The organism is Streptomyces sp. NPDC005866 (genome assembly GCF_040629895.1).
In the GTDB taxonomy this organism is placed as follows: Bacteria; Actinomycetota; Actinomycetes; order Streptomycetales; family Streptomycetaceae; genus Streptomyces.
In genome coordinates, this window is sequence record NZ_JBEXWP010000016.1 from 27,301 (window position 1) to 39,633 (window position 12,333).

General features: G+C 69.9%; 13 protein-coding genes and 2 pseudogenes. 3 read left to right on the plus strand and 12 right to left on the minus strand.

The features are described from left to right. Positions 1 to 200 precede the first annotated feature (200 nt). Together ABZ396_RS23355 and ABZ396_RS23360 are read left to right on the plus strand one after the other, a co-directional pair. Positions 201 to 1,199, plus strand: coding sequence for a GMC family oxidoreductase N-terminal domain-containing protein (locus ABZ396_RS23355; RefSeq protein ID WP_358916764.1), 999 nt, complete (start codon positions 201 to 203; stop codon positions 1,197 to 1,199). Next, positions 1,190 to 1,813: a GMC family oxidoreductase gene (locus tag ABZ396_RS23360; RefSeq protein WP_358916765.1), complete on the plus strand. Its 624-nt coding sequence runs from the start codon at positions 1,190 to 1,192 to the stop codon at positions 1,811 to 1,813. The genes ABZ396_RS23355 and ABZ396_RS23360 overlap by 10 nt, the downstream gene beginning before the upstream one ends. Here ABZ396_RS23360 and ABZ396_RS23365 read toward each other — a convergent pair. Both ABZ396_RS23365 and ABZ396_RS23370 read right to left on the minus strand, forming a co-directional pair. After that, positions 1,796 to 3,319 carry a DUF4118 domain-containing protein gene (locus ABZ396_RS23365; RefSeq protein WP_358916766.1) on the minus strand — a complete coding sequence of 508 codons (1,524 nt, stop codon included), beginning with the start codon at positions 3,317 to 3,319 and terminating at the stop codon, positions 1,796 to 1,798. The two genes, ABZ396_RS23360 and ABZ396_RS23365, sit on opposite strands and share 18 nt — an antisense overlap. Before the next feature lie 208 nt (positions 3,320 to 3,527). Then, positions 3,528 to 3,935, minus strand: coding sequence for an ATP-binding protein (locus ABZ396_RS23370; protein WP_358916768.1), 408 nt, complete (start codon positions 3,933 to 3,935; stop codon positions 3,528 to 3,530). 373 nt (positions 3,936 to 4,308) lie between these two features. Here ABZ396_RS23370 and ABZ396_RS23375 point away from each other — a divergent pair, with 373 nt between their 5' ends. After that, positions 4,309 to 4,713: a response regulator transcription factor gene (locus ABZ396_RS23375; protein ID WP_358916770.1), complete on the plus strand. Its 405-nt coding sequence runs from the start codon at positions 4,309 to 4,311 to the stop codon at positions 4,711 to 4,713. Here ABZ396_RS23375 and ABZ396_RS23380 read toward each other — a convergent pair. The 10 genes and pseudogenes from ABZ396_RS23380 to sbnA all read right to left on the minus strand — a co-directional run bounded on the left by ABZ396_RS23380 (position 4,691) and on the right by sbnA (position 12,326). After that, positions 4,691 to 5,335: a response regulator transcription factor gene (locus tag ABZ396_RS23380; RefSeq protein ID WP_358916983.1), complete on the minus strand. Its 645-nt coding sequence runs from the start codon at positions 5,333 to 5,335 to the stop codon at positions 4,691 to 4,693. The genes ABZ396_RS23375 and ABZ396_RS23380 overlap by 23 nt on opposite strands. 209 nt (positions 5,336 to 5,544) lie before the next feature. Beyond that, positions 5,545 to 5,847: a hypothetical protein gene (locus ABZ396_RS23385; protein ID WP_358916772.1), complete on the minus strand. Its 303-nt coding sequence runs from the start codon at positions 5,845 to 5,847 to the stop codon at positions 5,545 to 5,547. Between the two features lie 363 nt (positions 5,848 to 6,210). Continuing rightward, positions 6,211 to 6,297: pseudogene (locus tag ABZ396_RS23390) on the minus strand (oxidoreductase); the annotation flags it as partial. Positions 6,298 to 6,313: 16 nt separating this feature from the next. After that, positions 6,314 to 7,549, minus strand: coding sequence for an FAD-dependent oxidoreductase (locus ABZ396_RS23395; protein ID WP_358916774.1), 1,236 nt, complete (start codon positions 7,547 to 7,549; stop codon positions 6,314 to 6,316). Further along, positions 7,546 to 7,743 (minus strand): ferredoxin, encoded by a 198-nt coding sequence (locus ABZ396_RS23400; protein ID WP_358916985.1) that lies wholly within the window; start codon positions 7,741 to 7,743, stop codon positions 7,546 to 7,548. Before ABZ396_RS23400 ends, ABZ396_RS23395 begins: the two co-directional genes overlap by 4 nt. A 117-nt stretch (positions 7,744 to 7,860) precedes the next feature. Next, positions 7,861 to 9,099 (minus strand): annotated as a pseudogene (locus ABZ396_RS23405) (cytochrome P450); the annotation flags it as partial. A gap of 77 nt (positions 9,100 to 9,176) precedes the next feature. Beyond that, positions 9,177 to 9,662, minus strand: coding sequence for a MarR family transcriptional regulator (locus ABZ396_RS23410; RefSeq protein ID WP_358916775.1), 486 nt, complete (start codon positions 9,660 to 9,662; stop codon positions 9,177 to 9,179). A gap of 87 nt (positions 9,663 to 9,749) precedes the next feature. Continuing rightward, entirely contained in the window at positions 9,750 to 10,202 is a 453-nt protein-coding gene (locus tag ABZ396_RS23415) for an ATP-binding protein (protein WP_358916777.1), read from the minus strand. A gap of 153 nt (positions 10,203 to 10,355) precedes the next feature. Further along, positions 10,356 to 11,129 (minus strand): alpha/beta hydrolase, encoded by a 774-nt coding sequence (locus tag ABZ396_RS23420; RefSeq protein ID WP_358916779.1) that lies wholly within the window; start codon positions 11,127 to 11,129, stop codon positions 10,356 to 10,358. A 162-nt stretch (positions 11,130 to 11,291) separates the two neighbouring features. Then, positions 11,292 to 12,326 (minus strand): 2,3-diaminopropionate biosynthesis protein SbnA, encoded by a 1,035-nt coding sequence (gene sbnA / locus ABZ396_RS23425; protein ID WP_358916780.1) that lies wholly within the window; start codon positions 12,324 to 12,326, stop codon positions 11,292 to 11,294. Between the last annotated feature and the right edge of the window lie 7 nt (positions 12,327 to 12,333).

A 12,333-nucleotide genomic window follows, 5' to 3' on the forward strand; every position in this document is an offset into this window, starting at 1 on the left:
GAGCCCTTGCCGCCCCCTGGTTGATCCTTGGCCCACCCCAGGGAGAAACCAGGGACTTCGACGGGTGCCGCTCGGCGCTCCGCCGGAGGACGGTGGGTCCTGCACGGACCGCGGGTGCGCGCCCGAGCCGGCGCCACCCGCCCGTTCAGGGAGTTTCCGCTCCCCGCACCCGCTTCGGATGCCGTCTTCGGAGGAGAAACATGGACCAGTTCGACTACGTCGTGGTGGGCGCGGGCAGCGCCGGGTGTGTCATTGCCGCGCGGCTCTCGGAAGATCCACGGAAGCGGGTGCTGCTGCTGGAGGCCGGGGCGGCCGACGGGCCGGAGATCATGTCGGTCCCGTCGGCGTGGCCGGCGCTGATCGGCAGCGAGGTCGACTGGGGATACAGCACCGTGCCGCAGTCGGCCGCCGACGGGGTGACCCGCCTCTTCCCACGCGGCAGGGTCCTGGGCGGCTCCAGCAGCATCAACGCGATGTCCTTCGTCCGGGGCCACCGCGCCGACTACGACGGGTGGGCGGAAACCGCCCCCGGCTGGGGCTACGAGGACCTCCTTCCGTTCTTCAGACGCAGCGAGACGACGCGGGGTCGTGACCCCGCGTACCGGGGCACCGACGGCCCCGTGAACGTCGCACCGGCAAGGAACATCCATCCGCTGTCGCACGCCTTCTTCCACGCCACCGAAGGTGCCGGATACCACCGAAGCGACGATCTCAACGGCGCCGACCAGGAGGGTGTCGGCTGGTGGGACCTCAACATCGTCGACGGCGTCCGGCAGTGCGCCGCGGACGGCTACCTGCGTCCTGTCCTCGGCCGTGCGAACCTCACCGTGCGAACCGACGCCCTGGTTCGTCGACTGGTCGTGGCTCATGGCCGCTGTACCGGAGTGGAGTACTCCGTCGGCGCACAGGTGGAGAAGGCGTACGCGCGCAGTGAGACGATCCTGAGCGCCGGGACCGTCGGCTCCGCCCACCTGCTCCTGCTGTCCGGTATCGGGCCGGCAGACCAGTTGCGCGCCGTGGCCGTCAAGGTGGTGGCCGACCTGCCAGGCGTAGGTGCGAACCTGTACGACCACCCCCTCGGCGGCGTCACCTACTCGGCGGCGCAGACCGTTCCCCCCGCTCAGAACACCACGGCGAGGTCGTCGCGGTCGTGCGGTCCGCCGCGGACCTTTCCGCTCCCGACCTGCATGTGTTCCTGATCGACGTGCCGTTCCACCCGCCGTCGATGCAGGGACCGGCGAACGGGTACACGATCGTGTTCTCGGCGATGCACCCGCACAGCCGGGGTTCGGTCCGGCTGGTCGACGCCGACCGGGCGACGCCACCGCTGATCGACCCCGACTTCTTCGGCGACGACCGTGACATGGTCACGATGCTGACCGCGCTGGAAATGGCCCGCGGGCTCGGTTGCGCACCCGCGTTCGACCACTGGCGCGACAAGGAGGCGCTCCCTGGGCCCGCGGTGCACGGCGAGAGAGAGTTGCGCGACTACCTGCGCCGCGTCACCGAACCGTACAACCACGCGGTCGGCACCTGCCGGATGGGTACCGACCCGGCAGCGGTCGTCGACCCCCAGTTGCGCGTGCACGGCATTGCCGGACTGCGCGTAGCCGACGCGTCCGTGATGCCGGCCATTTCCCGGCGCAAACACCCATGCCACCGTGCTGGCCGTCGCGGAACGGGCCGCCGCACTGGTCGGCTGGTAGTGGTGCGCTCGCCTCGGCACCCGGTATGGGCTCGCTTCACGACGCCCGAGTACTGGGACGGCCACGCCGGTCCGCCCGCCCGCGCGGGTTCACTGCCGCCCTCGTGACAGCTCGGCGTAGGCAGGGTCCCCGATCGAGAGCGGCAACTGGACACACAGGGTGGTACCCACCGCGGGCGGACTGTCCACCCGGATCCGGCCGTCGAGCGCCTCCACACGGTCCCTGAGGCCGACGAGGCCCGTACCACGGCTGGAGTCGGCACCGCCGACACCGTCGTCGTGGACGGTCAGGGTCAGCGCCTCGTCACCACTCTGGACCGTGACGGTGACGGCAGCGGCGTGCGCATGCTTGACCACATTGGTCAGCGCCTCCGAGACGACGTAGTAGGCACTCGCCTGGACCTGCTTGGGGAGCTTCCCCACGTCATGCACGACGAGTTCGACCGGGACGGGGCAGCGGCGGGCGAGCGCCTTGAGCGCGGGCACCAGTCCGCCCGTGGCGAGGATCGAAGGATGGATTCCCCGGGCCATCTCGCGCACTTCGTCCGACGCGTCCGCCAAGCCGGCAGCCACTTCCTCCAGCCGCCCCCGGAGCTGTTTCAGCTCCTGCGGCACCATCTCCTGCGTCGAACTCACGAGCAGCACCAGCGACACCAGCCGTTGCTGTACGCCGTCGTGGAGGTCGCGCTCGATGCGCCGGCGCGTCTCGTCGGCGGCGTTGACTATACGGGCGCGTGAGGCGGACAGCTCGGCACGGGCCTCGGCGTTCTCCACCGCGGTGGCGACCAGCTCGGTGAAACGGGCGATCTGCGTCTCCGTGTCCGGGGGGAAGGGGTTGTCGTGCCGCGTCGAGGCCGCGATCACCCCCCACAGACGCCCGCCCACGGTGACCGGGCAGCCGACCGTGGAGTGGATGCCCACGGCGCGGGACTCCTGCGCGATCGCCCCCATGGCGCCATCGAAGCTCTCGATCCGGACCGGGTGGCCGTCGTGCCGGACGTTGCGCGCGGCGCTGAGCCCGTTGAGGTCGAATCGGGTACCGACGCGGAGAGGTTCCGACTGCCCGCTCCGGCTCCAGGTGGCGACCCCGGTGACGGTTCCGTCCGCCTCGTATCGCTCCATCCGGGCCACATCGGCACCGCTGAGCAGGCCGACCTCCCGGGTGACGCACTCGAAGACCGCGACGGGCGGAGCCGACTGGGCGACCAGGGTCGCGACCCGGCGCAACGCGGCCTGCTCCTCCATCAGGCGTTCCGCCATCAGCGCGGCTTGCCGCAACCGGGCCGCCAGCCACCCTACGACCACCGTCGTGAAGAGGAAGACAGCCAGAGCCACCAGGTTGTCGTAGTCGCCGATCGTCAGCGAGTGGTACGGCGGTACGAACAGGTATCCGTAGACCACGGCGCACACCAAAGACGTGACCAGCGCGAGCCTCGCCCCCCACAGCACCGCGACGGCAAGCACCGCAAGCAGATAGAGCGTCGACAGGTGCAGCGTCCGTGGGTGCGGATTGACCAGGGCCATGAAGGCGGTCAACGCGGCCACCATGATCATGCTGCAGACAAACCGGCTCGCCCAACGTAGAGCCGACGAGCTGACCCATCGCCGTGCCATCGCATCGCTTCCCTGACCGACCCTGAACGGATAACTATTTTAAAGTGTTACATATCGCGCGAATTGGTAATGGCCGACGGGGAAGCGGGCGCGGACGGAGGCCGGGACAGCCGGTCTCGCGAGACCCACCCGGCGTTCAGCAGATCCAGCTGGTCGCCGCGGGGGCAAGGGTCTGTGGTGGCACCCCGCGCCGAGGAAGCACAACGCATCACTCCGCGTAGGCGATGTCCGCCCAATGGACGGCGTGGCCCGCTTCCTGGCGATCGCCGTGGGCCGCCGAGACCTGGTCGATGATCATCAGGCCGCGGCCGTGTTCGTCATCGGCGAGACCGGCTGCGCCCTCGTCGGGAGCGGGACCTCCGTCCGACACCTCGACGTACACGAGCCCAGCGGCAAGGTCACACCCCAGTCCCAGGCGCAGCGGCGGCTGGGCGTGCTGCACGGCATTGCCAACCAGCTCCGAGACGGTCAGCAGGACCGAGTCCGCGACCTCACCGGCGACGCCCCACCCGCTCAGCAGCTCCTGGGCGAGCGTACGGGCCTGCCCAGCGGCTTCCGGGCGGTGCGCCAGAGTCCATGGACAGTCCGTCGTACACGCGCGGCGGTCGTACGTCATGGCCCTCACCTCTTCCAGCGTTTCGACGACGCCCTGGAAAGGAGGGCCGCCCGTGCTAGTTGTCCCTATTTGTCCCCATGTTCGCGTCCGGCGCCCGCACGCGTCTTCCAGGCCAGCGCCCAACGGCCCTACCGGTCAGCGGTAAGGACCCCACTGCAGTTGACAGCAGTGCGCGCGGGACGGTGCACGTGCGCGCGGGTACCGGGTGCACGTGCCGGCGGCGGTGAGAGAGCTGACGGCGAGCGGGCGCGGCCGGCCACGTCCGGTCAGGTGGCCGGTGTGCCGCGGAACTCTGCCATGACGCAGTGCGCAACGGCGTACGAATACCGCTAGCAGGAATGCCCGCCGGGCACCGGCCTGGGACTCTGGACCTATGCTGCGCTGTCTGATTGTCGACGACAACTCCCACTTCCTGAGCGCCGCCCGCTGCCTGCTGGAGCACCAGGGCCTCGCCATCGTGGGCGTGGCACGCGACAGCGCGGAGGCACTGCGGCTCGCTGAGCAGCTCAGGCCGGACGTGGCCCTGGTGGATATCGACCTGGGCGTCGAGTGTGGCTTCGACCTGGCCGACCGGCTTCAGTGCGAGGCCGGTCCCGCACCCCTCCCCGTGATCTTGATTTCCACCCACGCCGAAGAGGACTACGCCGACCTGGTCGAGGAGAGCCCCGCGGTGGGGTTCGTGGGCAAGACGGCCCTGTCAGGCGATGCCGTCCGCGCGTTGCTCGCCAAGGGCGACGGCCACCAGGACGGCCCGGTCAGCGGGATTCCAGGAATGTGATCACTGCCCGGACACGGCGATGGTCGTCGTCGGTCTCCGGCAGGTCCAGCTTGGCCAGGATGCTGCGCACGTGCTTCTCCACCGTGCCTTCGGTGACCCACAGCCGGCGCCCGATACCGGCGTTCGACCGGCCCTCGGCCATCAACTCCAGCACCTCGCGCTCCCGCGCGCTGAGCACGTCCAGGGGGTCCGCCCTGCGACGGGCGGACACCAGCTCCTGCACCAGTGCCGGATCCACCACCGAACCGCCCCTGGCGATCCGTTGCAGCGCCTCAAGGAAGTCCTGCACGTCCCGCACGCGACTCTTGAGCAGATAGCCCACGCTGCGGCCACCGGCCAGCAGCTCCATCGCGTGGTCCACTTCGGCATGTGCCGACAGGACGAGGATGCCCATGGCGGGGAACTCCTGCCGGATGGTGCCTGCCGCCTCCAGCCCCTCGGTGCTCTGTTCCGGCGGCATCCGGATGTCCACCACCACCAGGTCCGGGGTCGTCTGCCGGACCACGTCGAGCAACTGCGCCGCGTCGGCGGCCTGCCCCACCACCACACAGCCCGAACGCTGCAGCAGGCTGGCCAGTCCTTCGCGCAGCAGAACGTCATCGTCAGCGAGGACGATCCGCATACCGGCTCTGACCCGCTCGTCGTCGCTGGGGCCGTCCCCAGCGGTGGGGGTATCTGACGTCATGTTTCACATTCTCGGCGAGGCTCGGCGGGTGAGCACCCGGCAACGGTGCCTCGGCGCCGTATCCGGGCAGCGCCGCGGGGCCGGCCGGGTTCACCGACCAGCCCCGAGGCTGTGTGGACGGGACCTTCACCCATCCGCGGTCTTGCTCAACGACCGTGGCCGCCGCCGTGGCCGCCGCCGTGACCGCCGCCGTGGCCGCCGCCGTGACCGCCGCCGTAGCCGCCGTGACCACCGTAGTTGCCGTAGCCGCCGTGACCGTGACCGCCGTAGTTATAGCCGTAGCCGTAGCCGCCGTGACCGTGACCGCCGTAGTTATAGCTCGCGGAGACGGTGCTGCTGTGTGCGTGTGACGGCGCGGCACTAGCGACGCCGACCCCTGCGAAGGTCAGTGCGGCCACAGCGACGGGAATGGAAGCGATGCGTGCGATCTTGGACGCCTTTGCGTTCATGAGAGTCCTTCCAGAAATGGGGAGTCATTGCTGCGGGTCGCCTACCGGCCGGCAAACCCGTCGCCCTCGTCCGAAGACCGTGCCCAGGGCGGCGGGCGCCGTGACGGATGCGGCCACAGCAGTACGGAACTCCGAGCCCACAGCCGTGACGGGTACTTCTTCGCCCCGTCTGCGGGAGGAACCGAACTGCCCCCAGCCTTTCGCTTCTGCGGGTACGTGTCTTTGCAGCCAGCGGTGGTTCTGACCTACCGCTAGCAGGAATCGAGGCGGCCGGTGGTTGCCCTGAATCGCCGACGCCGATTGCCTCTTCGAGGTGGGCGACTGAGGTCGTGCCCAGGATGGGCAGCATGACCGGCGAGCGTGCCGGTGCAGCTCGTAGAGGTCGATACGGTCGGCCTTCAGACGACGCGGTGAGCCCTCACACGCCGCTCTGAGCTGCTCCGGCCGGCCCCTGTGCGACCACCGATCAGTTCATTCGGGCCTTGTGCCGCGTCGTTCGCGCCTTGCTCCGTGCCGTGTCGGGCCTCGTGATCGGCCAGGCAGCTCGTTCGGCCACGAGCCGGCGGAGCATGCGCGTCTCGCGCGGGGCGTCCCACCCGACCAGTCCGACCACGGTCGCTCCCCGGCCGTACGCGGCGACGAAGTGGCGGTCGGCCGGGTCGCCGTGCAGGACGCGGACCTCGGCGCCGGCGGGAAAGATGCCGTAGGCCTGGATCCTTGTGTCGTACTGGTCGCTCCAGAAGTAGGGAACCGGCGCGAACGGCAGGTGGTCGCCGAGCAGGTTGCCGGCCACGGCCATGGCCTGTTCGGTGGCGTTCATCCGGTGCTCCACCCGCATCCGGGTGCCGAAGTGCGGGTTGTGCCAGGAGGCGACATCGCCCGCGGCGTAGACGCCCGGCGCGGCACGGCACAGCTCATCGCACTCGACGCCGCCGTCCAAGGGCAGTCCCGACCCCTTCAGCCAGCCGGTCGCGGGGGTGGAACCGACGGCGAGGACGACCACGTCGGCCGGCAGAACCGTACCGTCCGCCAGTTCCACCCCGACGACCCGCCCGCTCGCGCCGAGCAGCCGGCACACCGGTGTCCCGCAGCGCACCCGGGTGCCGTGGTCGAGGTGCAGGCGGGCGACCAGGGCTCCGATGCCCTCGCCGAAGGGGCGATACACCGGCACCGGCCGCGGCTCGGCCAGCGTCACGTCCAGGCCCTGGGTGCGGGCGGTCGCCGCCACCTCGGCCCCCAGGAAGCCGGCGCCCACGACGACGACCCGTGGGCCGGCGAGCAGCGCCTGCCGCAGGGCGAGGGCATCGTCCACGGTGCGCAGTACGTGCACCCCGGCCAGGTCCGCGCCGGGCAGTCGGCGGGGCGTGACCCCGGTGGCGACGATCAGGCCGTCGAAGGCGAGTCGCTCGCCCCCGTCCAGGATCACCTGCCGACCGGAGAGGTCCAGCCCGGCCGCTGCCTGCCCGAACCGCAACTCGGCGTCCAGTAGGGCCAGTTCGTCGGGTGTGCGCAGGGTGACGCGGTCCGCTTCCCAGGCGCCCGCGAGGACCTGTTTGGACAGCGGGGGCCGGTCGTACGGTGGGTGGGGCTCGTCGCCCATCAGCGTGAGCCGTCCTCCGTAGCCGCGCCGGCGCAGGGTCTCGGCAGCGGTCAGACCCGCCGCCGATGCCCCCACGACGACGACGTGGCCCGGCGCACTCATGCCCCGTCCACCCAGATCGCCCGGGCCGGACAGACCGCGGCCGCCTTGCGGACGGCGTCGGCCAGTTCGGCGGGTGGGCCGGCGTTCAGCAGGACGACGACGCCGTCTTCGTCGCGCTGGTCGAACACCTCGGCGGTGGCCAGCACGCACTGTCCCGACGCGACGCACTTGTCCTGATCGACGGTTACCCGCATGACAGTCTCCTTGTCGGGATCAACGGCTGCGGCAGCCTGTTGTTTGTTCCGTTCGCGGCCGAACGACACACTCCTGGCGGCCTCACGGTCCGGTGACCGGGCCGCCTGGGACGTTCCCCAGGTGACCGGCAACTGGTAGACGCCGTAGACGAAGCCGTCGTGCTTGAACGGGATCCGTTCCCGGTCCACGGCCAGGCGCAGGGTGGGGATGCGCCGGTAGAGGGTGCCGTAGACGGCCTGGAGTTCGACGCGGGCCAGCGGCTGGCCCAGGCACTGGTGGACCCCGAAACCGAAGGCCACGTGGTGGCCGGCGTCACGGTGGATGTCCAGCCGGTCCGGCTCGGCGAAGGCGGCAGCGTCCCAGTCGCCGGCGTCGTTGGCCAGGAGTACCGGCTCGCCGGCGTGAATGACCTGGCCGTCGATCTCGATGTCCGCCAGCGCTGTCCGACGCCGCCCGGTGTGCACGATGGTCAGGTAGCGCAGGAGCTCCTCGACCGCCCCGGCGACCAGCCCGGGGCCGTCGGCCTCGCGCAGCTCGGCCAGCTGGTCAGGGTGCTCCAACAGGGCCAGCGTGCCGAGCGCGATCATGTTCGCGGTCGTCTCGTGTCCGGCCGTCAGGAGCAGGCGGCCCGTGGCGGCGAGCTCGCGTTGGGAGATCGCACCGGTGGCGACCTGCTCGACGGCCAGCTTCGACAGCAGATCGTCTCCGGGGGCGGCGAGCTTTTCGGTGATGAGCCGGTCCAGGTAGTCGATCAGTTCCCGGTCGGCCGCGAGCGCGTCCTGCGGCGGCACGTCCCGCTTGACCAGCAGCCTGCTGCGGGCCTGGAAGAAGCCGTGGTCGGCATAGGGCACGCCGAGCAGTTCACAGATCACCAACGACGGCACGGGCAGGGCGAACGCCTCGACCAGGTCGACCGGCCTCTCGCCCGCCAGCATCGTGTCGATGAGACCGTCCACGATGTTCTGGACGACCGGGCGCAACGCCTCGACGCGCTTGATGGCGAACGACGCGGTGACCATCCGGCGCCGACGGGCGTGCTCCGGGTCGTCCATGTTGATGAAGGTCGGAGCCCTCCGCTCGCGTTCGCTCTGCGCGGGAGTCTGGAAGGGGAAGTGCGGGCGGGTGACGTCCGAGCTGATCCGGGGGTCGGCCAGTAGCGTGCGTATCCGGTCGTACCCGGTGACCAGCCAAGGGGTACTTCCGTCCCCCAGCCGCACCCGGGTGATCGGCGTGCCGTCCTGGAGGGCGAGCAGCGCCGGCGGCGGGGCGAAGGGGCATTGGGCCGCTCGGGCCATCGGGTAGTCCGGAAGATGGTCCGGGTGGGTCTGAGCGATCGCAACCGGGTCGTCGGTCATGGCTGTACGCCTCCTTGAGCCGCTGTTCGTGCTGCGCTCAGGCCACGAGACTCCGGCCACGCCCTGCCAGCGGCTGGTCAGGGCGAAGCCGGCCCACCGGCGGGGCGGGGCCGCTTCGTGGCGGCGTTGTGGATCAAGCTCCGGATGACGGGCAGGGCCGCCTCCATGGCCAGGGCCAGTGCTTCTGCGTCCTCTGCGGAGAGGGTTGCCACCAGTTCGGCCAGGCGGTCATGTTGCGCGCGCTGTCGCTCCGCCAGCAGCTCCCGCCCGGCATCAGTGATGGTGACCAGGGCGACCCGCCCGTCCTCGGGATGGCTCACGCGCCGCGCCAGACCCTGCTGCTCGAGCCGTTTGACCAGCTGGGTCATCGACGGTTGGGCAATGCCTTCCGCCGCGGCCAGTGCCGTCAGCCGGACCGGCTCACCCCGCCCGAGCCTGGCGAGAGTCGAAGCGGTGGTGAGGTTGAGGTCCCGATCGACCACGTGCCGCACCATCAGGGTCGTCGCCTCTCGCAGCGCGTCGACAATGAGCTCGGGGCTCCCGACAGCCGGCGTTCGGTCCATGAGTCCTGCGCATTCCGTCTCTGTGTCGGTTTCCTGTGGATCGCGGGGCGCTCGATCGCCGCGAAAGGAGAGCACCTGTCCGGCCGCTCACCCGGTCAGGTCCAGGTCTGCCCAGTGGATGGTGCGCCCTGCCTCCTGATGGACGCCGTGAGCGGCGGTGACACCGTCGATGACCATCTGTCCGCGGCCGTGCTCCTCACCGGTGCCGGTGGCCGCCCAGTCGCCTTCCATGGCCGCGGGACCGCCGTCGGCGACCTGTACGTGCATCCGCCGGCGTGCCGCGTCACGGCTCAGCTCCATGGTGAGGGGCGGCCGGGCGTGTTCCACGGCGTTGGTGACCAGCTCGGACACCGTCAGCCGGGCCGACTCCATCACCTCTTCCGGGACCCTCCATCGGGTCAGGGTGTCCGCGGTGATCCTGCGGGCTTCACCGGCGGCCTGCGGCAGGTGCCTCAGCGGCCGGACGAGTCCGTCCGCCGCAGCACGCCCTTCAGTCTGCCACTCGGAAGACCCTCCGATACAGGCGTACATCACAGCCATCACTCCCTCCGGCGCCTCGGTGACACCTTCGGGCCCTGGCCAGAGCCATAACGATCTACACGAGCATTTATATCACCGACCTATATAGATTGTCTATATTTATCGGCAGAATTCAGGCAGGGGCCGGGTTGACCGGCCCCTGCCTGAGGAGTCTCAGCTGTTTGCCGCTTGCAGAATGACCCTGCTGATGGCTTCCGGGTGCGTCACGATGGACAGGTGACCCGAGTCGACCTCGGTGGTCGTGGCCTTCATCCGCTTGGCCATGAAGCGCTCGAGCTCGGGGTTGATGGTGCGGTCGTTCTTCGAAACGACGTACCAGGACGGCTTCTTGTGCCACGCCGCGACAGTCGTGGTGGGCGGGGCGGTCGAGAGCGGTCCTTGGACCGCGTAGAGCGTGAGCGCCTCCTTCCGCGGCACGCCGTTCGCGAAGTCCTGGAGGAACGCCGACTCGCTCAGATACCTGAAACCGCTCTTGGTGATGAGCCCCGAGTTGACCGGTGGAGCGGGGAACTTCTTGGAGAGCGCGGCGAAGTCCTCGCCGGCTTCCGGGGCGCGGGCGGCGACGTAGACGAGTGCGGTGACGTCCGCGTCGAGCCCGGTCTGGGAGATGACGGTGCCGCCATAGGAATGTGCGACCAGGACCGTGGGGCCGCTCTGCCGAGCCAGCGCGAAGTTGGTGGCAGCGACATCGTCGGCGAGAGACGTCAGCGGGTTCTGCACCGCGATGACGTTCAATCCCGCCGCCTGCAGGAGCGGGATCACCTTCGCCCAGGAAGAACCGTCCGCGTAGGCACCGTGGACGAGTACGACATTGCGCGCTTTCGGCCTGGGGCTACGCGCGGCCTCCCGGGCTACCGGGGCTCCGGAGAGCGCGGCGGCTGCCACTCCAGCGCCCAGCACCGAGAACTGTCGACGACCGATCACCATCATGACCCTCCGTTCCCCGGCAGGAGATGTCCTCGACGGACAAATTTACCCGGGGGTTGCAGTTGACGCCTGGCGGCGGAGACCACCTCTGCCCCCGCTCGGGACCGCGCCGGCCAATGACGCCGAACGAGTCGGCGAGGACGGCGCCGGGCGTTCGTCCTCTCAGCGGATGCGCCGGCGGGCCGGTGCGCGGGAGGCGGATTTGGGTTCCCGGGGTACGGTCTTCGGCTGCGGGGCGTCCCCGGTGTCGAGTACCTGGTCGCCGTACAGGTCCTGCAGCCAGTTGGTCTGGTAGATGGTGTCGAGGTAGCGCTCGCCGAGGTCCGGGGCGATGGCCACCGCGGTGAGGTCACCGGTGTCGTGCCGGGACAGCCAGTCCGTCGCGCCGCTGACCACCGTGCCGGTGGAGCCGCCGAACAGAAAGCCGTGTCTGGCCATGCGGTGACACATACGGATGGTGTCCGGCTCCTCGACCCGGATCACCTCGTCGACGAGGGACTCGTCGAGCAGCGGCGGGCGCATGCTCATGCCGAGGCCCGGGATCATCCGGCGGCCCGGCTCACCGCCGAACGCCACCGAGCCCATGCTGTCCACGGCGACGATCCGCACCGGCCGCGGCCACTCGCGGAAGTAGCGTGCACAGCCCATCAGGGTTCCGGTGGTACCCGCCCCGACGAACAGCACGTCCAGCTTCGGGAACCGGCGGGCGATCTCCGGGCCCGTCGTGCGGTAGTGGGCCAGCCAGTTGCCGGCGTTGGTGTACTGGCTCAGCCAGACGTATCGCTCGTCGGAGTCGCACAGCGAGCGGACGTAGTCGATCCGCTTGCCCAGGAAACCGCCGTTGGAGTCCTGGTCGGCCACGATGTGCACCTCGCTGCCGAGCGCTTCCATGAGGAGTCTGGTCGACAGGTTGCACCGGGAGTCCGTCACACACAGAAACCGGTAGCCCTTGCTTGCGGCGATCATGCTGAGCGCGACTCCGAGGTTTCCGGAGGAGGACTCGACGAGGACGGAATCCGCTGTCAGGACTCCGTCCCGCTCGGCGCTCTCCACCATCTCGTTCGCGGCCTTCAACTTGATGGATCCGGCGAAGTTGAAGGCCTCGCACTTCAGGTAGAGCGGGTATCCGCAGATCGACGCGAGATCGACGAAGAGGTCGCCCTCGTTGAAGGCGTGGGGAGCGGATATGACGGGCACGGCGGGC